Origin of the sequence: uncultured Roseobacter sp. (genome assembly GCF_947496515.1) — a bacterium.
Lineage (GTDB): Bacteria > Pseudomonadota > Alphaproteobacteria > Rhodobacterales > Rhodobacteraceae > Roseobacter.
The window spans coordinates 197,542-222,789 of sequence record NZ_CANMDB010000003.1; the positions used below are offsets into that span (position 1 = coordinate 197,542).

26 protein-coding genes are annotated in these 25,248 nt (G+C 65.1%); 12 read left to right on the forward strand and 14 right to left on the reverse strand.

Going from position 1 to position 25,248, the window contains the following annotated elements:
* Positions 1–31 precede the first annotated feature (31 nt).
* The 5 genes from Q1A53_RS08055 to puuE all read right to left on the reverse strand — a co-directional run bounded on the left by Q1A53_RS08055 (position 32) and on the right by puuE (position 5,391).
* Positions 32–1,252: a urate hydroxylase PuuD gene (locus Q1A53_RS08055; RefSeq protein ID WP_299964887.1), complete on the reverse strand. Its 1,221-nt coding sequence runs from the start codon at positions 1,250–1,252 to the stop codon at positions 32–34.
* A gap of 84 nt (positions 1,253–1,336) precedes the next feature.
* Entirely contained in the window at positions 1,337–2,656 is a 1,320-nt protein-coding gene (locus Q1A53_RS08060; protein ID WP_299964890.1) for a nucleobase:cation symporter-2 family protein, read from the reverse strand.
* 31 nt (positions 2,657–2,687) lie between these two features.
* On the reverse strand, positions 2,688–3,176 hold the full coding sequence (locus tag Q1A53_RS08065; RefSeq protein ID WP_299964893.1) for an ureidoglycolate lyase: 489 nt from the start codon (positions 3,174–3,176) through the stop codon (positions 2,688–2,690).
* Positions 3,173–3,982 (reverse strand): bifunctional allantoicase/(S)-ureidoglycine aminohydrolase, encoded by an 810-nt coding sequence (locus tag Q1A53_RS08070; RefSeq protein WP_299964898.1) that lies wholly within the window; start codon positions 3,980–3,982, stop codon positions 3,173–3,175. The genes Q1A53_RS08065 and Q1A53_RS08070 overlap by 4 nt, the downstream gene beginning before the upstream one ends.
* On the reverse strand, positions 3,979–5,391 hold the full coding sequence (puuE, locus tag Q1A53_RS08075; RefSeq protein WP_299964900.1) for an allantoinase PuuE: 1,413 nt from the start codon (positions 5,389–5,391) through the stop codon (positions 3,979–3,981). The genes Q1A53_RS08070 and puuE overlap by 4 nt, the downstream gene beginning before the upstream one ends.
* Before the next feature lie 107 nt (positions 5,392–5,498).
* Between puuE and uraH the strand changes: the two genes are divergently transcribed.
* From uraH to Q1A53_RS08090, 3 genes are all read left to right on the forward strand, one after another.
* Positions 5,499–5,858, forward strand: a complete 360-nt coding sequence (gene uraH / locus Q1A53_RS08080) for a hydroxyisourate hydrolase (RefSeq protein ID WP_299964904.1) — start codon at positions 5,499–5,501, stop codon at positions 5,856–5,858.
* 77 nt (positions 5,859–5,935) lie between these two features.
* Positions 5,936–6,940 (forward strand): deoxyribose-phosphate aldolase, encoded by a 1,005-nt coding sequence (gene deoC, locus Q1A53_RS08085; RefSeq protein WP_299964905.1) that lies wholly within the window; start codon positions 5,936–5,938, stop codon positions 6,938–6,940.
* A 39-nt stretch (positions 6,941–6,979) separates the two neighbouring features.
* A complete protein-coding gene (locus Q1A53_RS08090) occupies positions 6,980–9,322 on the forward strand; it encodes an aldehyde dehydrogenase family protein (RefSeq protein ID WP_299964908.1) in 2,343 nt (780 codons plus the stop codon).
* Positions 9,323–9,525: 203 nt separating this feature from the next.
* Here Q1A53_RS08090 and Q1A53_RS08095 read toward each other — a convergent pair whose 3' ends face one another.
* From Q1A53_RS08095 to Q1A53_RS08125, 7 genes are all read right to left on the reverse strand, one after another.
* Complete coding sequence (locus Q1A53_RS08095; RefSeq protein ID WP_299964911.1) at positions 9,526–10,845, reverse strand: pitrilysin family protein; 1,320 nt, start codon at positions 10,843–10,845, stop codon at positions 9,526–9,528.
* On the reverse strand, positions 10,842–12,176 hold the full coding sequence (locus Q1A53_RS08100) for a pitrilysin family protein (RefSeq protein ID WP_299964914.1): 1,335 nt from the start codon (positions 12,174–12,176) through the stop codon (positions 10,842–10,844). Before Q1A53_RS08100 ends, Q1A53_RS08095 begins: the two co-directional genes overlap by 4 nt.
* Positions 12,177–12,291: 115 nt before the next feature.
* The gene (locus Q1A53_RS08105) at positions 12,292–12,789 is read right to left on the reverse strand and encodes a DUF3035 domain-containing protein (RefSeq protein ID WP_299964917.1); all 498 of its coding nucleotides are present in this window, start codon (positions 12,787–12,789) and stop codon (positions 12,292–12,294) included.
* Positions 12,790–12,840: 51 nt separating this feature from the next.
* Positions 12,841–13,326 (reverse strand): signal peptidase II, encoded by a 486-nt coding sequence (gene lspA, locus Q1A53_RS08110; RefSeq protein WP_299964920.1) that lies wholly within the window; start codon positions 13,324–13,326, stop codon positions 12,841–12,843.
* 17 nt (positions 13,327–13,343) lie between these two features.
* Positions 13,344–14,930: a bifunctional phosphoribosylaminoimidazolecarboxamide formyltransferase/IMP cyclohydrolase gene (gene purH, locus Q1A53_RS08115; protein WP_299964923.1), complete on the reverse strand. Its 1,587-nt coding sequence runs from the start codon at positions 14,928–14,930 to the stop codon at positions 13,344–13,346.
* Between the two features lie 13 nt (positions 14,931–14,943).
* Positions 14,944–16,695 carry a heparinase II/III family protein gene (locus tag Q1A53_RS08120; RefSeq protein ID WP_299964926.1) on the reverse strand — a complete coding sequence of 584 codons (1,752 nt, stop codon included), beginning with the start codon at positions 16,693–16,695 and terminating at the stop codon, positions 14,944–14,946.
* Positions 16,696–16,780: 85 nt separating this feature from the next.
* The gene (locus Q1A53_RS08125) at positions 16,781–18,052 is read right to left on the reverse strand and encodes a transcription antitermination factor NusB (RefSeq protein WP_299964929.1); all 1,272 of its coding nucleotides are present in this window, start codon (positions 18,050–18,052) and stop codon (positions 16,781–16,783) included.
* A gap of 81 nt (positions 18,053–18,133) precedes the next feature.
* Here Q1A53_RS08125 and Q1A53_RS08130 point away from each other — a divergent pair, with 81 nt between their 5' ends.
* Positions 18,134–18,427 carry a DUF1674 domain-containing protein gene (locus tag Q1A53_RS08130; protein WP_366872498.1) on the forward strand — a complete coding sequence of 98 codons (294 nt, stop codon included), beginning with the start codon at positions 18,134–18,136 and terminating at the stop codon, positions 18,425–18,427.
* Positions 18,428–18,503: 76 nt separating this feature from the next.
* Here Q1A53_RS08130 and Q1A53_RS08135 read toward each other — a convergent pair whose 3' ends face one another.
* Both Q1A53_RS08135 and dapB read right to left on the reverse strand, forming a co-directional pair.
* A complete protein-coding gene (locus Q1A53_RS08135; protein ID WP_299964932.1) occupies positions 18,504–18,860 on the reverse strand; it encodes a dihydrodipicolinate reductase in 357 nt (118 codons plus the stop codon).
* 89 nt (positions 18,861–18,949) lie between these two features.
* Positions 18,950–19,768 (reverse strand): 4-hydroxy-tetrahydrodipicolinate reductase, encoded by an 819-nt coding sequence (gene dapB, locus Q1A53_RS08140; RefSeq protein WP_299964935.1) that lies wholly within the window; start codon positions 19,766–19,768, stop codon positions 18,950–18,952.
* Between the two features lie 87 nt (positions 19,769–19,855).
* Here dapB and rbfA point away from each other — a divergent pair, with 87 nt between their 5' ends.
* The 8 genes from rbfA to Q1A53_RS08180 all read left to right on the forward strand — a co-directional run bounded on the left by rbfA (position 19,856) and on the right by Q1A53_RS08180 (position 25,158).
* Entirely contained in the window at positions 19,856–20,278 is a 423-nt protein-coding gene (gene rbfA, locus Q1A53_RS08145; protein ID WP_299964938.1) for a 30S ribosome-binding factor RbfA, read from the forward strand.
* On the forward strand, positions 20,275–21,015 hold the full coding sequence (locus Q1A53_RS08150) for a phosphodiester glycosidase family protein (RefSeq protein ID WP_299964941.1): 741 nt from the start codon (positions 20,275–20,277) through the stop codon (positions 21,013–21,015). Before rbfA ends, Q1A53_RS08150 begins: the two co-directional genes overlap by 4 nt.
* 66 nt (positions 21,016–21,081) lie before the next feature.
* Positions 21,082–22,005: a tRNA pseudouridine(55) synthase TruB gene (gene truB, locus Q1A53_RS08155; RefSeq protein WP_299964944.1), complete on the forward strand. Its 924-nt coding sequence runs from the start codon at positions 21,082–21,084 to the stop codon at positions 22,003–22,005.
* 313 nt (positions 22,006–22,318) lie between these two features.
* Positions 22,319–22,807, forward strand: a complete 489-nt coding sequence (locus Q1A53_RS08160; protein WP_299964947.1) for a hypothetical protein — start codon at positions 22,319–22,321, stop codon at positions 22,805–22,807.
* Positions 22,808–22,946: 139 nt separating this feature from the next.
* Positions 22,947–23,468 (forward strand): DUF1643 domain-containing protein, encoded by a 522-nt coding sequence (locus tag Q1A53_RS08165; protein WP_299965274.1) that lies wholly within the window; start codon positions 22,947–22,949, stop codon positions 23,466–23,468.
* Between the two features lie 63 nt (positions 23,469–23,531).
* The gene (locus tag Q1A53_RS08170; protein WP_299964949.1) at positions 23,532–24,056 is read left to right on the forward strand and encodes a hypothetical protein; all 525 of its coding nucleotides are present in this window, start codon (positions 23,532–23,534) and stop codon (positions 24,054–24,056) included.
* Between the two features lie 179 nt (positions 24,057–24,235).
* Positions 24,236–24,505 (forward strand): 30S ribosomal protein S15, encoded by a 270-nt coding sequence (gene rpsO / locus Q1A53_RS08175; RefSeq protein WP_299964952.1) that lies wholly within the window; start codon positions 24,236–24,238, stop codon positions 24,503–24,505.
* A 113-nt stretch (positions 24,506–24,618) separates the two neighbouring features.
* Complete coding sequence (locus Q1A53_RS08180; RefSeq protein ID WP_299964955.1) at positions 24,619–25,158, forward strand: hypothetical protein; 540 nt, start codon at positions 24,619–24,621, stop codon at positions 25,156–25,158.
* The last annotated feature ends 90 nt before the right edge of the window (positions 25,159–25,248 follow it).

Genomic DNA, 25,248 nt, shown 5'->3' on the forward strand with positions numbered 1-25,248 from the left:
TTCGTCGATTCTGAAACCGCATTCGTCGGGCTTAGCGGTCTTGTGCTGCGAGATACCAGGCGACGATCTGCGCGCGTTCTTCTTCGGCCAGATAGGTGATGTTGCCCGGCGGCATCGCGTGGCTCAGCCCCGATTGCAGGTAGATGGCGCGGGCCGACTGGGCGATGTGGTATTCGGTGTCGAGCCGGACGCCCTTGGGCGCCCAGAGCAGCCCATCCCACACAGGCTCTGCCGCGTGGCACATGGAGCAGCGGCCCAGGACGATGTCATGGACATCCCCGAAACCGGGGGCTTCGGCAAAGCGCAGGGCGGCACCCCGGAGGGCCTGCGGCGTCTCTTGCCGCATGGGGGCGGTGGAAAGCCACATGATCGCAATGAAGATCAGCGTTGTCACAGCCCAGGTCCAGTGCGGATTGCCTGTGCGGGCGTGCAGGCTGTTGAAATAGTGCCGGATCGTGACGCCCATCAGGAAGACGAGGCTGGCGATGATCCAGGTATGCTCGGTCGCGAAGGCCAGCGGGTAGTGGTTGCTGAGCATCAGAAAGATCACCGGCAGTGTGAGGTAGTTGTTGTGGGTGCTGCGCTGCTTGGCGATCAGCCCGTATTTCGCGTCCGGCATGCGGCCCGCGATCAGGTCGGCGACGACGATCTTCTGGTTGGGAATGATGATCATGAAGACATTGGCGCTCATGATCGTGGCGGTGAAGGCGCCCAGGTGCAACATCGCGGCGCGGCCCGAGAAGACGGAGGCGTAGAACCACGACATCGCCACCAATACGCCGAAGAGGGCGATCATTAGGGTGGTCTGGTTGGCGTTGACGAAGACGCGGCAGAGGGTGGTGTAGGCGAGCCAGCCAAACGCGAGTGAGGCGAGCGAGATGCCGATGGCCTGCCAGGCGGCGAGCTCCGCGATGCCGGGGTCGATCAGGTAGAATTCCGCGCCAAGGTAGTAGACGAGGACCAGCAGGATGAAGCCGCTGATCCAGGTCCAGTAGCTTTGCCATTTGTGCCAGATCAGCCCGTCGGGCATGTGTTCGGGCGCGACGAGGTATTTCTGGATATGGTAGAAGCCGCCGCCGTGGACCTGCCATTCCTCTCCGTCCGCGCCGCTGGCGAGGTTGCGGTCCCGGTGCAGGCCGAGATCCAGCGCGATGAAGTAGAAGGACGACCCGATCCACGCGATGGCTGTGATGACATGCAGCCAGCGGACCGCGAACTCGATCCACGCGCCCATGGCTGCGAGGTCATACATCGGGGGGCTGCATCATGCTGGCGTGCCGCGGGTCGAGATCATGGGAGCCTTCGGCGAGAGTTTATTTGGCAAGATGAGAGAGCATTATATCTCCTCGGGCAGTGCGAGGTTGAGAGTGATGGCGATGAGCGCCGTGGGGGCCACGGCGGATGTGGCCAGTGTGCCAACCACACCTGGCAGATACTGGACCGCCGATGGCACCAGGTTCAAGCCCAATCCGGCGGTGAGGGAGACGGCGATGATCACCATGTTGCGGCGGTTCATGTCGACTTCGCTGAGCACATTCAGACCGGCGGCGGCAACCATGCCGAACATGACGATCACCCCACCGCCCAGTACGGGCAGCGGCATGGAGGCGATGACGGCACCGATCTTGGGGGCAAGGCCGCAGAGGATGAGGATCAGCGCCCCGATGGTGACGACATGGCGGCTCATGATGCCGGTCATGCCGACGATGCCCACATTCTGGCTGAAGGAGGTGTTGGGCAGCCCGCCGAAGACGCCCGCGATGGCGGTGCCGAGGCCATCCGCGTAGGTTGCGCCCGCAATCTCGGCATCGGTGGCTTCTCGGCCTGCGCCTGCCTTGGTGGTCGCGGAGGCGTCGCCGACGGTTTCGATGGCCGAGACGATGGAGACGAGGGTGACGGCGATCACCGCGCCCAGCGAGAATTCGAACCCGTAGGGCAGAGGGGTGACGCTGGTGATCCAGCTGGCATTGGCTACGGCGGAGAAATTCACCATGCCGAAAGCAAGCGCCAGAAGGTATCCCGCGATCAGGCCGATCAGGATTGCCGCGTTGCTGAGGGTCCCCTTGGTGAAGAACTTGAGGATCAGGGCGACGATGACGACGCTAAGCGCCACGGACCAGTGCATGAGAGAGCCGAAGCTTTCCGCTTCCATCTGGAACGGGGCTGCCCCGCCCGCGGCGTATTTGATCGCCACCGGGATCAGGTAGAGCCCGATGGCGAGGATCACCAGCCCGGTGATTAGGGGCGGGAAGAGCCAGCGCAGATGTTTGATAAAGGCGCCCAGCACGAAGTGGATGCCACCCGCGATGATGCAGGCGCTGAGCGCGACACCCATGCCTTGCGTCGCGGCGACGCCCGCCAGAACGCCAACGAAGGCAAAGCTGGTGCCTTGCATGATCGGCAGTCTTGCGCCCACTGGGCCGATGCCCACCGTTTGAAAGAGCGTCGCCACCCCCGCAAAGAGCATTGCCATCTGGATCAGGTAGATCTGCTCGGCCCCGCCGAAGGCGAGACCGGCGGCACCCGCGACGATGATCGACGGCGTCACATTCGAGGCGAACATCGCCAGCACGTGTTGTAGCCCCAGCGGGACAGCCTGGGCCAAGGGGGGTGTTTCATCGGGGTCTGCGTAGATCGATGTGCTCATGTCGGTCATCTGTTCTATCCCTGTCGCATGGTTTTTTGCCTTATGAAACCACGTCGTAGGGCGGATCAAGCAAAACCTCTCGCAGGTTGGGCGTGGGGCCAATTCGATCGATAACTGCAAAAATTCCGGGCGTTGAGAGGGGGGTCAGCACCCCGTGCCAGATGCCGGGGTGCAGGTTGATACCCTGATAGGGGGCGGCCAGGAAGGCCCGCGGCGTGCCCGGGATGCCGTCTGCGTCCGGGGCGACGGTGACCAGAAAGGGTGCGGCGTGCATCGGGATAAAGGCCTGGCTGCCGTCGGGGTGTTGTTCCAGCAGGTCGAGACGGTAGGGAAGCGCGCGCGGCTCTGCGTGAAAGAGGCTGATGCCTGCGCGGCCGTCCGGTCCAAAGTCCAGCCGGGCCCGATCGTGAAACCGCCCGCACATCCCGGCATTGATCATCTTGTCCGGTGCGCCCTCGCACTCAAGCACCTCACCGAAGGGCGCGAAGGCGTCGGCTGTCAGGGGTTGGGCGTGGATCTGTCGGCTCACAGGCGCATATGACGGTTCACGTCCTTGTAGAGCAGATAGCGAAATGGCTCTGATCCGGTGGCGATACAGGCCTGCGGACAGAAGGCGCGCAGCCACAGGAAATCCCCCGGGCCGACGCTGACCCAATCGGTGTTCAGCAGATACTCCGCCGTGCCCTGCAGCACGTAAAGCCCATGCTCCATCACATGGGTTTCGGCAAAGGGGATGCGCCCGCCGGGCTGGAAGTTCACCAGATTGACGTGGAAGTCATACTCCAGATTCAAGGGATCCATGAAGCGTTGGGTTGACCAAAGATCGCCACAATCGGGCATCGGGATCGCGGGGACATCTTGTTCATGCGTGACGAAGGCTTCGGGCACGTTGATGCCGGGGGCGGGTTCGAACTTCTTGCGGATCCAGTGAAACCGGCAGGGTGCCTCGTGTGGGTTGAACAGGGTCCAGACCGCTGCGGGTGGCAGGTAGACATAGCTGCCGGGGCGCAGATCATAGGTGTCCTGACCCAGTGTCAGACGCGCCTGACCGTCGGCGATAAAGATCATCGCCTGCGCGTCCTTGTCCGGTTCAGGGTCGTTGCTGCCGCCTTCGGGGTCCAGCTCCACCGCGTATTGCGCAAAGGTCTCGGCAAACCCGCTGAGCGGTCGGGCCAGGACCCAGACCCGGGTGTTCTGCCAGCCGGGTAGAAAACTGGTAACAATATCGCGCTGTGTGCAGGCGGGGATCACCGCGTAGCTTTCGGTGAAGACCGCGGTGCTTTCGGGGTTCTGGCTTTGATCCGGCAGACCGCCGGGGGGGAAGGCATAGCTCATGACATCGCCTCTAGCCGCAGGGCGGCGATACGTTCCACCTGACGGCAGGCCTCCTCCCGCTCGGTGGCGGTGTCATGGTCCAGCCGGGTGCGGAAGGCGCGCAGAATGCCCGGTTTATCGTGGTCTTTCACGGCGATGATGAAGGGAAAGCCGTGTTTGGTCACGTAAGCGGTGTTGAGCTGCTCGAACTCGGACCGTTCGGCATCCGTCAGCGCGTCCAGTCCGGCGCTGGCCTGCTCGGCGGTGCTGTCGGGGGTCAGGCGCTTGGCCGAAGCGAGCTTGCCTGCCAGATCGGGGTGCGCGCGCAGCACGCCGAGGCGCTCTTCGGCAGAGGCGCTGCGGAAGACACGGGCGAGGGCGGAATGCAGCCCGATGGCACTGTCATGGGCAGGGCCAAGCTCCAGATCGAAGGCCCGTTCCGCGATCCAGGGCGAATGCTCAAAGATGCCGCCGAAGCGCGCGACGAAATCCGGGCGGTTGAGCGTCGAGGGGCGCAGGCGGTCAACGGGCGGATGGGTCTTGGCCCAATGCTCTGCGATCTCGATCCGGCGGGGGCACCAGACCCCCTCAAACTCTTGGATGTAGTCGATAAACCGGCGCAGTGCCTGTACGCGACCGGGTCGTCCGATCAGGCGGCAGTGTAACCCGATGGACATCATCTTGGCCGATCCCGCAGCCCCTTCGGCATAGAGCGCATCGAAAGTGTCGCGCAGATAGGCAAAGAACTGATCGCCCGCGTTGAACCCTTGCGGCGTGGCAAAGCGCATGTCGTTGCAGTCGAGCGTGTAGGGGATAATCAGCTGGTCACGTCCGTCGATGCGGCTCCAGTAGGGCAGATCGTCGTCATAGGTATCCGAGATATAGTCGAACTGGCCCGTGCGCGCGGCGAGTGCGACGGTGTTGACCGAACAGCGCCCGGTGTACCAGCCGCGCGGGGCGGCGCCTGTCACTTCTGTGTGCAGCCGCACGGCTTCGGCCATATCCGCGGTTTCCTCGGCCTCGCTGTGGTCCTTGTAGTCGATCCATTTCAGCCCGTGGCTGGCAATCTCCCAGCCTGCCGCGCGCATGGCGTGAACCTGTTCGGGTGCGCGGGCCAGCGCTGTGGCGACCCCGTAGATGGTCAGGGGGATGCGCGCTTCGGTGAACAGACGGTGCAGCCGCCAGAACCCGGCGCGCGCACCGTAGTCGTAGATCGATTCCATGTTCCAGTGCCGCTGCCCGGGCCACGGGGCGGCGCCCACGATCTCCGACAGAAATGCCTCCGATGCCGCATCGCCGTGCAGCAGGCAGTTCTCGCCGCCTTCTTCGTAGTTGAGGACGAATTGCACGGCGATCCGCGCGCCCCCGGGCCAGGCAGCATCGGGTGGGGTGGCGCCGTAACCTGTGAAATCCCGGGGGTAGCGTGTCACGTGGGTGTCTCCATGGTGGTTGGGCGCATTGAATACCCACTGGCGGTCCGTTGCAATTCGGAACTGGGGCGGGCAGGGTCAGGGTGGACCGGACGCACGGAGGCACCATGGCCGAGGGCTATCTGACGACACATGTTCTCGACACCGCGCGCGGCTGTCCGGCGGCGGGGGTGCGCATTCGTCTCTACCGCATGGAGGAGGCCGGGCCGGAGGCGCTTGCCGATGCGGTGACGAATGCCGACGGCCGCACGGATGCGCCGATCCTAGGTCAAGAGGATTTCCGCACGGGCATCTACGAACTGGTGTTCGAGGCCGGATCCTATCTGAAGGCCAGCGGTGCTGCGGTCGCGGGCCCGCTCTTTCTGGACAGCATCCCCATTCGCTTTGGCATCACGGATGCGCAGAACCATTATCACGTGCCGCTATTGCTCTCGCCCTTTGGGTATTCCACCTACCGGGGCAGCTAGGCCAAGAACGTTCAACGTTCTTGCCAACGTTGCACACCCGTGCCACCCTCTGCGCCCACAATAGCGGTAGGATCGCGATGCCAGCCCAGACGACCCACACGCCCGCAGCGACGCAGACCGCGCAACTGCCGCAGATCCATGAGCCGCGCAATCCCGGCATGCCGCTCGATCTCGACTGGGTGCGCGCGCTGCAGGCCAATACTTCGGCCATCGAACGCCGTGCGGCCAGCCTGCCCGCCCGCCGATCTGTCAAGAAAGCGCATCAGGCGGCTTGGCTTTTGCGCGCTGTCACCTGCATCGACCTCACCACCCTTTCGGGCGACGATACGGAGGCGCGGGTGTTGCGGCTTTGCGCCAAGGCGCGTCAGCCTGTGGCGCGTGCCGTGCTCGACGCGCTCGGCATGGGTCCGATCACCACCGGCGCGGTCTGTGTCTATCACGAGATGATCCCCGCGGCGGCGCGGGCCTTGGAAGGCACGGGCATCCCTGTGGCTGCCGTCAGTACGGGCTTTCCTGCGGGCTTGTCACCGCTGCACCTGCGCATCGCGGAGATCGAGGAAAGCGTGAAGGCCGGCGCGGCAGAAATCGACATCGTCATCTCCCGACGCCATGTGCTGTCCGGTGACTGGCACGCGCTCTACGAAGAGATGCAGGCGTTCCGCGCGGCCTGCGGCGAGGCGCATGTGAAGGCGATCCTGGCGACGGGAGAGCTGGGGTCTCTGCGCAATGTGGCGCGCGCCTCGCAGATCTGCATGATGGCGGGGGCGGATTTCATCAAGACCTCCACCGGCAAGGAGAGCGTGAACGCGACGCTGCCGGTGACGCTGGTGATGATCCGCGCCATCCGGGATTATTACGCGCGGACGGGGTTCCGGGTGGGATACAAGCCCGCAGGCGGGATTTCCAAGGCGAAGGATGCGATCACCTATCTGGCCATGATCAAGGAAGAACTGGGCGATCGCTGGCTCAGGCCCGATCTTTTCCGCTTTGGTGCATCCTCGCTGCTGACCGACATTGAGCGGCAGCTGGAGCACCACGTGACGGGCCATTACTCTGCCGGATACCGCCATGCGATGGGCTGAGCAGGTGGCGGGATACGCAATCTCAGAAAGGGTGATGCCATGACAATCGCCGAGCTGTTCGAGACGATGGAATATGGTCCCGCGCCCGAGGCGGCGGGCGAGGCAATCGCCTGGCTGGAGGCGCGGGGTCGCTGCTTTGGTCACTTCATTGACGGTGCCTTTACCGAGCCGGGCGCAGGGTTCGAGAGCCGTAACCCCGCCACTGGCGATGTTCTGGCGACGCTGACGCAAGGGGCGCAGGCGGACGTCGATGCCGCGGTCAAAGCCGCCCGTAAGGCGCAGTCCAAGTGGGAGAGCCTGGGCGGCCCCGGCAGAGCGCGCATCCTCTACGCGCTGGCCCGGCTCCTGCAGAAACACAGTCGCCTCTTCGCCGTTCTGGAAACGCTGGACAATGGCAAGCCGATCCGGGAAAGCCGCGACATCGACGTCCCCCTGGCGCAACGGCATTTCTACTACCACGCCGGTATGGCGCAGCTGATGCCCGAGGCGCTGCAAGACCACGAGGCTCTGGGCGTTTGTGGTCAGATCATCCCGTGGAACTTTCCGCTGCTGATGCTGGCGTGGAAGATCGCGCCCGCGCTCGCCATGGGCAACACGGTGGTGCTGAAACCAGCCGAGTATACCTCGCTCACGGCGCTGCTTTTTGCAGAGATCTGTCGTGATGCGGGCCTGCCTGCGGGGGTGGTCAACATTGTGACGGGTCATGGCAGCACGGGCGAGATGGTCGTGGGCGCGGAGGTGGACAAGATCGCCTTTACAGGCTCCACCGCCGTGGGCCGCCGCATCCGCGAGGCCACGGCGGGCAGCGGCAAGGCGCTGACGTTGGAGCTGGGTGGAAAATCCCCCTACATCGTGTTTGACGATGCCGATCTGGATTCGGCCGTCGAGGGGCTGGTGGATGCGATCTGGTTCAACCAGGGTCAGGTCTGCTGTGCGGGATCACGGCTGTTGGTGCAGGAACCCGTGGCGGAGCTTTTCTACACCAAGTTGCGCGCGCGGATGGACAAGCTGCGTGTCGGCGATCCTCTGGACAAGAGCATTGATGTGGGAGCAATCGTTGATCCGGTGCAGCTGCGCGCAATCGCGGAGGCGGTTGAAGCGAACACCGCCGGGCAGACCCATGTGGCGGCGACCCCGCTGCCGGGTGAGGGCTGTTTTTACCCGCCGACGCTGATCACCGGTTTGAGCCCTGCCGATCCGCTCATGCAGGAGGAGATCTTTGGCCCCGTCCTCGTCGCCACCACCTTCCGAACGCCGGAGGAGGCGGTCAGCCTGGCCAACAATACCCGCTACGGTCTGGCCGCCACCGTGTGGAGCGAGAACATCAACCTTGCGCTTGATATCGCCCCGAAGCTTGCCTGCGGCATTGTCTGGGTGAACGGGACAAACATGATGGACGCCGCCGCGGGCTTCGGCGGGGTCAAGGACAGCGGCTTTGGCAGGGAAGGCGGGTGGGAAGGGCTCAGTGCCTATACCCGTCCGAAGCGCCGGCGCATGGTGCTCAAGACATCTCCACCGATGCAGGGCGATGGTGCCCCGGCGGATGTGATCGACCGGACGGCCAAGCTCTATATCGGGGGCAAACAGGCCCGGCCCGACGGCGGATATTCCGCGCCGGTCTGGGGCAAGTCGGGCGTGCGTCTGGGCGAGGCCTCTCTGGCCAACCGCAAGGATCTGCGCAATGCGGTGGAGGCGGCGCAGGCTGCCCGTGGCTGGTCCGGAACAACGGGGCATTTGCGCGCGCAGATCCTCTATTATCTGGCCGAGAACTTGGCAGCGCGTGCCGACGGTTTTGCAGGGCGCATCGACCAGATGGTGGGCGGCAAACGCGGTGCGCGCGAGGTGGAAACCGCAATAGACCGGCTCTTTACCTATGCTGCCTGGGCGGACAAATACGATGGGCAGGTGCACGGTGTGCCGATCCGCGGCGTGGCGCTGGCGATGAAGGAGCCCGTGGGCGTGATCGCCGCCATCTGCCCCGACGATGCACCGCTGTTGGGTCTCATCTCTTGCATGGCACCCGCTATCGCCATGGGCAACCGCGTGATCGTCAGCGCGTCTGAGCCTTTCCCGCTGGCGGCCACGGATTTCATCCAGGTGCTGGAGACGTCGGACATTCCAGCGGGGGTGGTCAACATCCTTACTGGACCGCACGCCGATGTGGCACCGCATATGGCGGGCCATATGGACATCGATGCGGTGTGGTGCTTTGGCACAGAAGCTCTGAGCGCCCAGATCGAACGCGCCAGTGCGGCCAACCTGAAACGCACGTGGGTCAACAACGGCATGGCCCGCGACTGGATGGGACCTGCCGGACAGGGTCAGGAGTTTCTGCAGGCCGCAACCGAGGTCAAGAACATCTGGGTGCCCTACGGCGAATGACCTGAAGGGTTCAGGCAACCGCCGCCTGACCTTGTTTCGGCGGCGATGCCCGGGCCGCAGTGCCTGCAGTTTCAATTGGCGGTGGCAAGCGTTTTCGAAAACGCTTGGGCGCCCGGCCACAGAGGGAGTGCGTTGGAGTGGGGGCTGTTCCCCGCGATGCGGTAAGTACTTAAGCGCTAGATCTGACGTGTCCCGACGGCCGGCTAGTTTCCTGGGCTGGTCTCCAGACCTTCGGGCTGGCCCACCACAACGAAATGCAACCCGTCCGGGTCCAGCAACTCATCCGCGACCCGGGTCACGTCTTCCAGCGTGACCGCCTCGACCCGGTCGTTCCGGGTCGCGATGTAGTCGATGGGTAGGCCCAGCATCTGCATGCCCACCATGATCCGCGCAATGGGGCCATTGCCGTCGAACCGCAGTGGATACGCGCCGGTGATGTAGGTCTTGGCGTCCTGCAATTCGGCTTCGGACACACCCTCTGCCGCTGCCTTTTCCCATTCGTCCCGAATGACCGTGATGGCTTCCGCGATGCGGTCATTGGCGGAGCTGATAGAGCCTAGGTAAACCTCCGCCAGATCCTTGGCCGCCAGATAGGAATAGACGCCGTAGGTCAGGCCGCGCTTGGCGCGCACCTCGTCCATCAGACGGCTCTCGAACGATCCGCCGCCCAGCACGTGGTTCAGGACCAGCGCGGTGAAGTAATCGGGATCGTCCTGCGCGATGCCGCCGTGACCAAAGATCGCCACCGATTGCGGCGTTTCGAAAGGCACCACGGTGGTGCCGGGTGGGATGTCGACCTCGATGCGGGGCGGCATCGGTGCACCTTCCGCGGGCAGACCGGCCAGCAGCTCGTCCATCAACGCGGCCAGCTGCTCGGGTGTGATATCCCCCACGGCACCGATATAGATCCGGTCCCGGGCCAGAACCGCCCGGTGGGCGTCCAGCAGATCCGCGCGGGTCAGTGCTGTCACGCTGTCTTCGGTTCCGTTCAGCGAGGTGGCATAGGGGTGGTCGCCAAAGGCGATCTGATCGAAGGCGCGGGAGGCGAGCTCATTGGGATCCTTTGCGTCAGACCGGATCCCTGACAGCACCTGTTCACGTACCCGGTCGATGGCCTCCGCGTCGAACCGCGGTTCCTTCAAGGCCGCGCGCAGCAGATCCACCGACGCTTCCTTGTTTTCGGTGAGAAACCGGGCGGAGACAGAGAGCGCATCATCGCCGACGTCAAAGCTGAAGGACGAGGCCAGCGCCTCGGTCGCCCGGGCAAATCCGCGGGCATCCATATCGGCGGCCCCTTCCTCCAGCAAAGCCGTCATCAGGTTGATGGCCCCGCGTTTGCCGGGTGCATCGAGCGAGGCACCGCCGCGAAAGCGGATCTCAAGGGCTACGAAAGGGATCGAATGATCCTCCACCAGCCAGGCGGTCAACCCGCTGTCAGAGGTGACTTCCTGGATGTCTACCTCGGCCCGAGCGGGCAGGCTGACCAGTAAAACGGCGCAGATCGTGCTCAGAAAACGGATCATTGGGTCACCTCCTCCCGCATCAGCCAGCCGGTGACAGAGGCGCGCCTGTCCAGCACATCCCGCGCGGCGGCGACAATATCTTCCTCGGTCACGGCCGCCAGAATATCGGGCCAGGCCTGCACGTCCTCTACCGTCAGCCCGGAGGCGAGCGCCGCCCCATAGCGATTGGCAATCCGGTCCACGTCATCGCGGGCGTAGATCTGATCGGCGCGGATCTGCATCTTGATCCGGTCCAGTTGCTCCGCATCCACACCGTCAGTCAGGAACTGCGCGACGGCCGCATCCATGGCGTCCTCGGCTTCCTGCAGGCTGACGCCCGGGCGTGGCACGACGATCAGGTTGAACGTCGTATCATCCAGCGACATGCCCCGGTAGAACGCCGCAGTATAGGTGGCAATCTGAGTGTCGAACTGCAGGGCATCCGCCAGATAGGACGTCGTCCCGCCGCCCAGCACCTCCGCCAGAATGGTCAGGGCAGCGGCGGCCTCCTGATCGCCCGCGTCCCGCTCTGGCGCGAGATACGACCGGCGCACGTAGGGCTGTGCCACCCGCGCATCGCGAAAGATCAACCGGCGCTCCGCCGTTTGCGGTGGCTCTTCGGTGCGCAGGCGCTCCGGCAGGTCTGGATTGGCCGGGATGACACCGTAGTATGTCTCCGCCAGGGCGCGCACCGCGTCAGGTTCCACATCGCCGGAGACGACGAGGATCGCGTTGTTGGGCGAATAGTATGTCTCGTAAAAGCCCATCACGTCGTCCATGTCCAGCGTCTCCATTTCGTGCATCCAGCCGATGATGGGGACCGCGTAACGATGGTTGAGATATTGTGCGGCGGAGACCTGCTCGCCAAAGAGCGCGTTGGGGTTGTTCTCCGTGCGCTGGTTGCGTTCCTCGATGATCACGCCGCGTTCGGTGCGGATGTTCTCGTCGGTCAGGCGGATGTTGCGCATCCGGTCCGATTCCATGGACATCATCAGTTCCAGACGGTCGGCGGCCACGCGCTGGAAATAGGCGGTGTAATCGTAAGATGTGAACGCATTGTCCTGCCCGCCGTTGCGCGCCACCGTGGCCGATAGCTCTCCCTCTTCGAGCGTTTCGGTCGCCTTGAACAGCAGATGCTCAAGAAAATGCGCCACACCGGAGGATCCCTTGGGCTCATCGGCGGAGCCTGCACGGTACCAGACCATATGCTGCACGACAGGCGCGCGGTGATCCTCGACCACCACGACCTGCATGCCATTGTCGAGGGTGAAGCTGGTCACGGCTTCCTCCTCCGCGGCCAGTGTGAGCGGCAGCAGCAGAAGCGAGGCGACAAGCGCGAAAGATCGGATCATGACAGGTCCTTTGTTGACGGGCGGTTCAACACCTTAGGCGAGGAGATACGTCCCCGCGGCCCGCGTTCAAGGCGCGCTGTCACGAATGTGAGGGACATGGCCCCCGCCGCCAGGTTCAGCCGGGCGGGAAACTTGGGGTCCGCGCGCCCGCCCTGCGCCAGCGCGCGGCCTCTGCCCGCGCGTCCAGAGCCTGACGCCGGTAGGCCCGCAGATAGAGATCTTCGGGGAAGAGCCGGAACTGAGTCAGTCGTGACTGACGGCGGCGGAACTCCGCATCCGACTCGGCCAGCGTCTGGCGGATGTTGGGGGTAATGCCAAAGCGGTTGGCGGCATTGACCAGCGCGCCATCGGTCGCCGGGACCGCCGTGCCCGTGGAGGGGCGTCCGCCCAAGGCAATCACCGCATCATCCAGCGGATTGTTATCCGTCAGATTGGCCTGCCCGGGCGTGGGCGAGGGCAGCGTGCGCAGGTCATCGGGCGTTTGCAGCGGCGCTTTGGGTTCGATTGCGAACTCATCCGGCCCGCGCGTGTTGGAGCGCAAGTCCCGCAGGCCCTGGTTCGCACAGGCGGACAGGCAGGCGGTGATCAGGATGAGGGCCAGTATCCGGCGCATGTCAGGTCTCCTCGCGATTGTTGCGTTGATAGCGCGAGCCGCCGGGCAATGTCACTGGCCTTTTTTGCGGGTGCTGCCGGGGTCCGGCGCGAGAAACACCAGCCCGATGGCGCCCGCAAAGATGAACACATCCGCCAGGTTGAACACAAAGGGGTTGTCGATCCCGCAGCAGGACATGTTGAGGAAATCGAGCACATAGCCGTAGAGCACCCGATCGAGCACATTGGCCAGCGCGCCGCCGATGAGCAGCCCCGCACCCGCCAGCGCCCAAGGTCCGGGCTGCTGTCGCCGCACCCAGATCAGCACGCCGGTGCAGATCGCCAGTGCCAGCAGGATGAGGATCCAGCGGCTGGCTTCCGATCCGTCCGAGAAGAGACCAAAGTTGATGCCCCGGTTCTCGCCGTAGCGAAAGTTCAGCACCGGTGGCAGCACGTCGATGGCGCGGATCCGGGCCAGCTCCATCGTGTGGATCACCAGATACTTGCTCAGCTGGTCAAGCACAAAGGCCGCGAGGGCCGTCAGGGCGAGGATGCGCATGGTCTCGGTCCCTCGCGTCAGTGGCGGAAATGCCGCATGCCGGTCAACACCATGGCAAGCCCCAGGTCATCTGCCGCGGCGATGACGTCATCGTCCCGCATTGAGCCACCCGGCTGGATGAGCGCCGTCGCCCCTGCCTCGGCGGCGGTGATCAGCCCGTCCGCGAAGGGAAAGAAGGCATCGGACGCCACGACAGATCCTTGGGTCAGGGGGCTGGGCAGTCCCATGGCCTCGGCCATGTCCTGCGCCTTGCGCGCGGCGATCCGGGTGCTGTCCACCCGGCTCATCTGTCCGGCACCCACGCCCACGGTAGCACCGTCCTTGACGTAGATGATGGCGTTGGACTTGACGTGTTTCGCAACCGTCCAGGCGAACAGCAGATCGGCCATTTCCTGCTCGGAGGGCGCGCGTTTCGTGACGATCTTCAGATCATCGGGCGACAGGGCGCCCACGTCCTTGTCCTGCACGAGATACCCCCCCGACACCTGCCGGACGGCAAGACCGGGAGCTGTGGGATCAGCGAGACCGTCCGTGGTCAGGAGCCGCAGGTTCTTCTTCGCGGCGAAGACCGCGCGCGCGGTCTTGTCGGCGCCCGGGGCCACCACCACCTCGGTAAAGATCTGCGTGATCGCCTCTGCGGTCGGGCCATCGAGCGGTTGGTTCAGCGCAATGATCCCCCCGAAGGCGGAGGTGCGGTCGCAGTCGAAGGCGCGGGTGTAGGCCTCCTGCAGGGTCGCACCGCGCGCCACGCCGCAGGGGTTGGCGTGTTTTATGATGGCGCAAGCCGGCCCGTCCGCGGGATCGAATGCACTCACCAGCTCAAAGGCCGCATCGGTGTCGTTGATGTTGTTATAGCTCAGATCCTTGCCCTGATGCTGCTGTGCCGTGGCCACGCCCGCGCCTTGCGTGCCATCCCTGTAAAAGGCCGCGGCCTGGTGGGGGTTTTCGCCGTAGCGCAGTTTTTGCACGAGCGCGCCGCTGAAACTGCGCCGCCGGGGGGTGCCGCCTGCTTTACCGGCCATCCAGGTGCTGACAGCGCTGTCGTAGGCTGCCGTGCGGGCGTAGGCCGTCTGGGCCAGCCGCTGCCGCAGCGCATAGGTCGTCTGACCGTCCTGCGCGTCGAGCTCCGTTAGCACGGTGTCGTAGTCCTCCACATCCACCACCACCGTGACAAAGCCGTGGTTCTTGGCCGCCGAACGGATCATCGCCGGCCCGCCGATGTCGATGTTCTCGATCACCTCGTCGTAGGCGGCCCCCTGGGCCACCGTCTGCTCGAACGGGTAGAGGTTCACCACAACCAGGTCGATGGCGCCGATGCCGTGGGCCTCCATGGCGGCTACATGGGCGTCATTGTCCCGCAGCGCGAGCAGCCCGCCGTGCACCACCGGATGCAGCGTCTTGACGCGCCCGTCCATCATCTCGGGAAAGCCCGTCACCTCCGAGACATCGCACACCTCAAGCCCCGCCTCGCGCAGCGTCGTTGCCGTCCCCCCGGTCGAGAGAAGCTCGACCCCCCGCGCGGCCAGGGCGGTGGCGAAATCCACCAGTCCGGTTTTGTCGGATACGGAAAGCAGCGCACGGCGCAACGGGGCAAGGTCGGTCATAATGCGGGGTCCCTCAGGGTTCGTCGATAGGCTCGGATGCGCCGGGGCCCAGATCACGCAGGCCGCTTGCGGTTTCCTGCGCCTTGGACAGCGACCAGCGGACACGCGTGGCGTATGACATAGCCTTGCCGGAAAGGACAATCTGATTTGTGGCCCGCGGTTTCAGCCGCCCGGTCTCCAGATAGACCGACGCCTGCAGGCTCAGCGTTTGGGCACCGTCGTGGCGAAACACCCAGACCTCACCGCTCTTGAGCGCCAGCGAGACCGCCGCACCGCCCAGATCGAGCGTCGCGTCCACCTCCGGATGGAGATGAAAGCGCACATCGAACGCCAGCCCCTGCAGCTTGGCCGCATCAAGGGCGAGATCAAAGCGGTTCTGCTCCCGTTCGCTCAGCGCCAGCAGCATGTCCTCGCCCGCGATGGCGCGCCCGTCAAAGGTCATCTCCAGCGTGCGCGCATGGGTCAGACCGTGGGTCGCGGCAAAGCCGTCGTGCCCGCCCTGAAACCGCAGACCGTCGCTCACATGGCCGATCTCCAGCGGGACCTTTGCGGGCCCTTCGATCAGCCGCTCCGTCCCCGTCGCCGGATCCGCATCGCCCAGCCGGGCGCTGGAGTAGCCCTGCAGCGACAGGGTGGAATGGGAGGGGGTGGCACGTCCGGCACGCCGCCATTCCGGCCCAAACGCCCGGCCCGAGCCGCAGTTGACCAGCACGGGCCGCCTGCCGGAGGTCAGCTCCAGCGCGAGGGTTGAGGCATGGGCGTTGTGGGACGCGGCCCCCTGCGGTGGCGGGCTTGCGTCGACAATCACGCTTGTGCGTCCTGCAGACAGCCGCGCAAAGCCCATCGACAGCCCTTCGGACGCGCGCGGTCGGATCCTGGCCTGCGCCAGCGCCTGATCGAGCCAGCCGTCCCGGCCGCGCCCGCCCCCGTGAAATCGCGCCAGACCACCATCGGCGTGCCGCAGGCTGCGCAGGGTAGGCGCGATCCGCGCGATGGCCTGCAGATGGGCCGGGGGGGTCGAGCGGCCCGCATCTGACAGCGCCGCCGCCGCCCATGTCAGCAGGATGAAAACGTCCAGAAGCTCCTCTGGATTGCGGGTGGGCAGACCACCCTGAGCGTCGATCTGGCTCTGACATTCCTGCGCCAGCGCGCGCACCGCCGGGTCTGCCATGGCCTCCATCCCCTCCAGCGAGAGGCTCGCGTGGATCAACCCGGTGAGCGCTTCGAACCGCGGCAGGCCGCTCGCCGCACCGTGCCAGCGCCGGGCGAGGAAATGGGTCTGCCGGTGCAGGCTGCCGTAGAAGAGATCACTGTCCGGTGCATCATGCCCGCGCAGCAGAAAGAGCGCGTGATTGATCCAGCGGATAAGCCGCCGACCGGTCAGATCCGGGGTCCAGCCCGGCCCCCGGCCGCGGCCATAGCGGTCGATCCAGCTCCAGAGCCAGCGTTGTGCCGTGGCCCGCGCAGGCCCGTCGCCCACCGCGGCCAGATCGTCTAGCCAGGCAAACCCCTGCATCTCCCGTGCGTAGGCTTCGGTCGGCGCGGGCAGATCCCAGATGTCGGTGTCCGCGTGCTCCAGCAGGTGGCCCGCAAAGAGAAAGTTGCCCGCCAGCAACTGCCGCCCCCGCGCGAAACTGCCGATGGTGCGCGGCTCGGGCGAGGAGACGAACCCAACCGGTCGCGCCCGCATCCTGCCCGCCCGCGCGGCGTGCCAGCGGTTCAGGAACTGCACCTTGCGTTCGGAAAAACGACGGGTTGCGGACATCTCGGGCTACTCTGCCAGGGCACGCTCTGACGGCGCGTGCGCGCATGTTAGCCCGTGTCCGGGCCCAAGTCACCGGCTATGTGGCTCAGCCCGCCTTGCGCAGAGCGGCCATGTAAAAGCCATCCATTCCGCCCCGGTCCGCCCAGTAGTCGGGCCGCAGGCGCAGGCCGCCCTCTTCCGTCTGCCACCCGGGCTCGACCCCGGGCAAGGCGGTGGCCTCCCGCGCTACCGTCATGTCGCCGTGCCGTTCCAGAGCTGCCTCCACCTGCACTTCGCCTTCGTCGGGGAGCAAAGAGCAGGTGCAAAAGACCATCCGACCGCCGGGCGCCAGCAACCCCCATGCGTGGTCGATCAGGGTTTCCTGCAGGTCAATCAGTGCGCCGAACTCCGACCCGTCCTTGGCGTGGGGGAGATCCGCATGCCGCCGGATGGTGCCGGTGGCAGAGCAGGGTGCGTCCAGCAGGATCGCGTCGTAGCTGCCCTGATGTGCCCGCGCATCGCGCACCACCAGCTCGGCGGCGAGACCCGTGCGCGCGAGGTTATCCGTCACCCGCGCCATCCGCGTCTCGGAGCTGTCCACGGCGGTGACTGCCGCACCGCTGGCGGCCAGCTGCATGGTCTTGCCGCCGGGTGCCGCGCAGAGGTCCAGCACCCGTTCGCCGGGCTGTGGTGCCAACATCTGCACAGGCCAGGCAGCGGCGGCGTCCTGCACCCACCAGTCGCCCGTGTCAAAGCCCGGCATGGTGGAGACCTGCCCGGCGTCCCGCACCCGCACGGTGCCATTGGGCAGCAGCTGCCCGCCCGTCGCCGCTGCCACCGCCGCCGCATCGCCGCGTGCCGTGAGATCGAGCGGTGCGCCCGCGAAATGCGCGGCTTCCATGGCGGTCATGGCGTCAGCGCCCCATGCCTCCACCAGCGGGCCGCGCAGCCATTTGGGCAGCCGCGGCGCGCGCAGGGCCTGCCAGGCCTCGGGGCCATCGGCGGCGATCTTGCGGAGTACCGCGTTTGTCAGACCCTTGAGGTGACCCAACCGCTTGTGCCGCGCCACCAGCTCCACCATCGCGTTGACGACACCGTGGGCCGCGGCGCCGTGACACAGCTCCATCGTGCCGACCCGCAGCGCGTTGCGCACGGTCAGCGGCGGGTATTTCGACAGATGCTTTTGCAAAAGCCTGTCCGCGCGCTCCAGACCGCGCAATGTGTCTTGCGCCAGCCGCGCCGCCCGCGCGCGCTCCGCGGGCTCCAGCTTGTCCAGCGCGCCCGCAGCCATCAGTTCGGACATCAGCCGTCCTTCGCCCAGGATCTGGTCGAGCAGGTAGACCGCGCTCCGGCGGGCGGGAAGACCGATATCTGACATGGGAGACTCCTCAGGCGTGCTGGTGGGTTGTCTGCGTCAGCGCGCGGCGTATATCAAGGCCAAGCAGCGAGGATATCGATGATGACCGACAGATCGACAGCCAAGACGACCGCTGGCAAACCGCCTGTCCCCGGCCCGGATGTGCCCGGCGATCCAACGCCGGCGCCAAAACCCATTCCCGACACGCCGGGTCAGCCGACACCAGAACCAACGCCGGATCTGCCCCCTGCCGCACAGCGCGCGCTGGCGGAAGCGGAAGAACGCCGCCGCGCCGCCGCTGCACTGGAGTTGCCGCCGGAGCTGGGTGGTCGCGACGGGCCGGAGCCCGTGCGCTACGGGGATTGGGAAAAGAAGGGTCTCGCGATCGACTTTTGATCCCTCGGCAATTGAAACGCGCGCACGTCAGCCACGGGCGCGCGCTGCACCGTCTTTCAATCCGGCACCGCTTTGCCTAGCGCAGACGAAACTCCGCCGACCGCCCGGCACCTTTGTCAGAGGTAAAGCGGATCCAGTTGTCCTGAATTTCCACGGCCTGACAGTTGTACCCAAGCGGATCACCGCCCCAGAAGAGATCACGACAGAAATAGCCGCCTTCCCAGGTCCAGTTGCCGGTCACGGGCCATGCCGCCCCGGTGCCTGAGATTTCGCCTTCCTGAGACACTTCGAGCTTTACCAGCGGGCGCCGAAGCTCCTTGCCGGTGATCGCCTCCAGAAACGCTTCTTCGCTGTCAACTTTCGTGAATTCCGCCGCTGCGGATGTCCCGAGCGAGGCCGCGGCAACGGCCAGAATACCGACATACTTGCGCATTTATCCTGCTCCTCGCAGATGAGGTTACGAAACAGATACGCACGAACCGCCGCTTTGGTTCAAAATGTCGCGGGCTTCTTCCGAAATGGTTAACGTGGCTTGAGCCCCAGAACATCAAGCATGTCGTAGGCGCCCGGCGCACGCCCGGCGCTCCAGAGCGCTGCCTTGATTGCCCCTCGGGCGAAGACCGACCGGTCCGAGGCCACATGCCGCAGGACAATCCGCTCGCCGTCCGCCGCGAACATCACGTCATGCTCGCCAACGATGTCGCCGCCTCTGATAGCGGCAAAGCCGATCTGGCCCCGGCTGCGCGCCCCGGTAATGCCGTCACGGGCCCGGTCCGAGACATCGGCCAATTCCACCCCGCGCCCGGCCGCCGCTGCTTCGCCCAGCATCAGCGCCGTGCCGGAGGGCACGTCCACCTTGCGGTTGTGGTGCGCCTCGATCACTTCGATGTCGTAATCCTCATCCAGCGCCGCTGCGACCTGCCGGGTCAGCTGCACCAGCAGGTTCACGCCGAGGCTCATATTGCCCGCGCGCACGATGACCGTGTGCGCCGCAGGCTTGGCCAGCTGGGCGATCTCGTCGTCGGACATGCCCGTGGTGCCAATCACATGCGCCACCCCCGCGTCGGCTGCGGCCTGCGCCGTGGCGATCGTCGCAAGCGGCGCGGTAAAGTCGATGACCGCGTCCGCCTCCTGCAAGGCAGCCGTAATATCGTCGGTCACCAGAACGCCGTCGCCCTCGCGGCCCAGCACCTCGCCCAGATCACGGCCGATCCACCCGTGCCCGGCCCGCTCCACCGCGCCACTCAGCGTCACGCGGTCCGAGGTGCCGATGGTCTCTACCAGCATCCGGCCCATCCGGCCCGACACCCCTGTCACCACGATTTTCATGGGCGCGCTCATTGCCTGCTCCTGCCTGTCATTGCCGGGCCTTGCTTATCGTGACAGCCCGCGCTTGGCAAAGCCCCGGCAACCGCTTAGATGAGATCCATGGCTAGGAACAAGTTTCACGATGGGCCCGGCCCTTCGCAGCGTCAGCTTCGGGTGGGCGAACTGATCCGGCGCGCCCTGTCGGATGTGCTGGCGCGTGGCGATGTCCACGATCCGGAGCTCAACCGGATGTCCATCACCGTGGGCGAGGTGCGCACGTCGCCCGATCTGCGCATCGCCACGGCCTACGTGCTGCCGTTGGGCGGGCGCGGTCAGGAGGACGTCATCGCGCTGCTGGCGCGCAACAAGGGCGAGCTGCGCCGCGTCATCTCGCGCAAGCTGGCGCTGAAATTCGCACCCGATCTGCGGTTTCAGCTGGACCGCACCTTTGACCGGATGGACGAAACCCGCGAGATGCTCAGCCGTGCGGACGTTCGGCGCGACACCAATGCAGACCCAGCGGAGGAGCGCGAGCCGGAATGATCCGCGCGGCACTTACGGTTCTTGCCGCCGCTCTGATCGCCGAGCGGGCCCAGGCGGTGGAGTGTGGGCCGATCACCTTCGACGATGCGCGCTACACCATCTGCGAAGTGACCCCCGCCACCGAGACGCTGGAGCTGTTTCTCTACGATGACACGGGTGCTCCGATGGGGCAGTTCTCCACCATCAACCGGGCCCTCGATGCCGAAGGGCGCGCCTTGGTCTTTGCCATGAATGCGGGCATGTATCACGACAACCGCGCGCCCGTCGGGCACTACGTCGAGGACGGGCAGGAGATCATGCGCGTCATCGAAAGCGCCGGACCGGGTAATTTTGGCCTGTTGCCCAACGGTGTCTTTTGCGTGCGCGAGGGCCGGGCCGATGTGTTCGAGACTGGCGCTTTCGTTGCCGCAGATCCCGCCTGCGATCACGCGACACAGTCGGGCCCGATGCTGGTGATCGACGGCGCACTGCATCCGCGGTTCCTGCCCGACGGCACCTCCAAATTCATCCGCAACGGGGTGGGTACCTCCGCCGACGGGCAGCGCGTGGTCTTTGCCATCTCCGACGACCCGGTGAATTTCCACAGTTTCGGGCGGCTGTTCCGCGATCATCTGGGGCTGTCCAACGCGCTTTATTTCGATGGCAAGGTCTCAAGACTCTATGCGCCGTCACTGGGGCGCAGCGATTTCGGGTTCAGCCTCGGGCCGATCATCGGCGTGACAGGTCCGCTGGAATAACGCCCGCAGGGGTTGCGCCGGGCGCGCAGCCATCCTAGGGCGCGCGGAGCGGATACAGGGGATACCATGGGACGCAGGCGTCAGGGCAGGGACATTTCGGGATGGTTGGTCGTGGACAAGCCCGCTGGCATGACCTCGACCGCTGTGGTGGGCAAGGTCCGCTGGGCTTTTGACGCCAAGAAGGCAGGGCACGCAGGGACGCTGGATCCCGACGCCACGGGCGTGCTGGCCGTTGCCCTCGGCGAGGCGACCAAGACGGTGCCCTACGTGACAGATGCGCTCAAGGCCTATGAGTTTACCGTGGGGCTGGGGCAGGCGACCAACACCGATGATGCCGAAGGCGAGGTGATCGCGCAGAGTGCGGCGCGCCCGACCGAAGAGGAGATCAAGGCAGCGCTGAGCGCCTTTGTCGGCGATATCGAACAGGTGCCGCCGCAGTTCTCCGCCGTCAAGATCGACGGGGAACGTGCATACAAACGCGCCCGCGACGGCGAAACCATGGAGATCGCGGCAAGGCCCCTTTACGTGGAAAGCCTGTTGCTGACCGACATGCCCGATGCCGATCATGTGACGTTGGAGCTGACTTGCGGCAAGGGCGGCTACGTCCGGTCCATCGCCCGCGATCTGGGCGCCGCCCTGGGCTGTCATGGCCACGTGCGTGCGCTGCGCCGCATCTGGTCAGGCCCCTTCGATGCCGAAGACGGTCTGACCATCGAACAGATTGAGGCTCTTGCCCGCACGCCGGAACTCGACGCCGCTCTGCGCCCCGTTGAAGAGGCTCTGCAGTCGCTGCCGCAGGTGCGTGCCACGGCGGAAGGGGCCACCCGGCTGCGCAACGGCAATCCGGGCATGGTACTGGCCCCGGATGTGCCCTACGGAACCGAAGCATGGGCCTCCTTTGAGGGGCGCGCGCTGGCCATCGGCCGGTACAAATCGGGTGAGCTGCATCCGACCCGGGTGCTCAACATCTCGGCTGTCCCGGCGTCCTAAGGGCCGGACCACGGTTCGCAGAGCGAGCACGCAACATCAGACAAGGCCAGAGAAGCTGCTTTCACAGCGGTGATTCCGGCGAATCGGCGGGTTTTGCTATCTGGTACCGCGCCAGAATAGGAACCGAGTAGTTCCAAATGTTTCACTTTGTCGTATTGCTCGCGTCGATGTCAGCGGATCGGGCGGTTTGTTACAGGGTTTGTTACGGGATTTGGCCTCTGGGTAAGCCCTGCGTGAGGTCGGTGCACAACGGTACACCGACCTGCCATATCTCTCTCAGACATCACAGAACAGCCAATATGGAGAGAACGACATGAAACGCACGATCCTGACCATGCTGACCGCCGGTGCCTTTGCCACAATCGCCTTTGATACCTTCGGCCAGGCGCTCAGCCCGCTCTTCGGGTACGCAAAACTGGCCCCCGTCGGCCTTGCCGGTGCCACGCTGAAGTCCGTCTTCGGGGCGTCGCCCTCCGGTGCGGCCTACCTGCTGCACACGCTGACGGGTCTGTTATTCTACGTCGTTGGCTACTACGCCATCGCCCGCCCGGTGCAGCGCGCCATTCTGCCGCAACTTCCGTGGGGCGTTACGGCGACCGTTTATGGCGCCGCCCTGTGGGTCTTTGCCCTCTACATCATGGCGCATCTGGTCGCCGGGATGCCTGCCTTCCTCGGCTTCACCGGGATCACCTGGGTCGCGCTCTGGGGTCATATCGTCTACGCGTTGGTTGCCGCCGCTGTGTTGGAACTGCGTGGTGAGGTGATGGATCTGCCCGCCCGCACCCGCACTGTCGCTGCCTGAGCGCCGTCAGATCTCATCCCTGGGCCGTCCTGTCGCGGGGCGGCCCTTTGCTGTTGTACCGACGGTTTTGTCATTGACCCTGTGGCGCGATGGGACGATGCCCGGCGGAAAGAGGGACAGCCACGTGCCATCATCTGCTTTGATCACCCGCAACCATGACACCGGCCAATGCCGGTCAGAGGCTGTGTATTCCGACTGTGGTAACTACCGCTACAGTCTGAGCCGGGTCTGGGCGCCCCGCGGCCCACGGGTGAACTTTGTCATGCTGAACCCCTCCAAAGCCGATGAGTTACGCAATGATCCGACGGTCGAGCGATGCGAGCGGCGCGCCCGTATGCTGGGGTTTGGCGGCTTTGAGGTCACCAACATCTTTGCCTGGCGCGACACCGATCCCAATGCAATGCGCCGTGCGGCGGAGCCGGTGGGCCCTCAAAACGACGCGGTAATGCTGCGCGCCGCTGCCGCTGCCGATCAGGTCATCGCCGCCTGGGGGGTGCACGGTGCGCATCGGGGCCGGGGCCCGGCGGTTGCCGCACAGCTTAGGGCGGCGGGGGTCGCGCTGTGTCATCTGGGGCTGTCCAAGGGCGGTCACCCGCGCCATCCGCTCTACGTGCCCTACGCACGGGCGCCGGTGCATTGGTCTGCGGTGGCCACCGATTAACGATCCGGTGAGGTTTTGGCTCTAGCTTTTCGCCAGACGTCACCGCGCGAAAAGGCAAATACCATGCCCCATCAGGCCGGATCGGACCCTCAGACAACGCCCGGGCTGGTAGCGGGCGACATCGACGGGGTCCTGTCGGAGATCAAGGCGCATAGTGCCGCCGCCGGTTCGCTGCTGAACGCCGCGCCCTGGGCCATACGTCCCCGTCGTGGACCGGCAGCGCCCCTGAGACTGCGAGAAGCACTGGCCTTGCCGCCGCGCCCTACGCCTCGGGAAGAGCACGTGGACAGACCAGCCCCGGATAGGGAGCAACCGCTCGCTGATTGGATCGCGGCGCGCGCGGGGGCAGAGGAGATCCCCTACGATGCAGCGACCGAGGGGCTGGTGCTGGTGTGGGACGACAGCGCGCCTTCTGCCGATCCGCCTCAGATTACCCTGTCGCCCGTGCCCGGCCAGCCTGAAAGGGTGCGAATCGCCCTGAACGGTGAGGCCGTGGCCGAAATACCGGATGCGGCGGATCTGCGCGCCGAGGACATCGTGCTTCTGCCGCTCAGCAAAGCCGTGTCTGTGGGGCTCGAAGAGGTCTGAACCACCAATCGCCGGTTCTGCGATTGTGGTGCAAACACCATTTGCATTTCGCGCCGCGCGCGCCTATACGCGCCCATCGCCCGAAACTCGCATGAGCTTCGGGACCCCCTCCACGGGCCTGTGCTGGACGACATCCCGGCCTGCGCCTTGACCGAAACACAGATGAACAGGAGCCCCCGATGTCGATTACTGCCGAAGAAAAATCCCGCGTGATGAAGGAATACGGAACCAAGGAAGGCGACACAGGCTCGCCCGAGGTTCAGGTTGCCATTCTCAGCTCGCGGATCGCGACCCTGACCGAGCACTTCAAGACCCACAAGAAAGACAACCACGGTCGCCGCGGTCTGCTCAAGATGGTGGCGACACGCCGTAAGCTGCTCGACTACGTCAAGAACAAGGATGAGGACCGCTACAAGGATCTCATCAAGCGCCTCGGCCTGCGCCGCTGAGCCAACGTGCATTAGCACCCAGCATCGGGGAGACGGATTCAAACGGCGCGCTACGGCGTCGCCGCTCTCCCCGGTTTTGGATCTTTCCTCCGCGCCATCTCGGTCGGTCCTAAGTGAAACAGCTAGCTCTTCTTTCGATATGTACCGCCGTGATGGTTGGCTGCGGTAGCACGGATACGAGCCGGAATAAGAAATCCGTCGAATTCGGCGACGGAACCGTGACGTTCTACGACTTCCGTGATGTAAGTGCTCTGCATCGTAGCGCATTTCCAATGCCTGCCGGTGAAAGCATCTATATGTTTAACTTCACCGGACCTCGGGCGACCATTACAACGTCCGACGGCACGGTCGTCAAATACACGGGCAGCTACGCGGAAAGCTGCGGCAAAGGTCTGGATCCCGAACAATACCAAAACAAGGCGCTTTTCAGCGAGTGCTTCAACAAGATCCAGAGCGCTCAGAAGCGGCTTGATCGTTCGTCACGACCGGGGTTTGAGCAGCTCATTGCTCTTGGGGAGCGGGCTGTCAAAGCGGAAGGCTCCTGTACATGGACAGGGTACGATCGCCAATTGGACCGACAGTTCCGCTCCGTAGGTGCTCTGGCCCGGAGCGATGACCAACGAGTGTTCTTTGCGCGCTTGCGCTGCCAATAGAGCGCCCGCCATGGCCCACCTCAGAGTGTCAGCGATCTTCTGAGGGGTCCTTGTGCGAGCGAGGTCGCTCCGCACGTGCGTACTGATCTT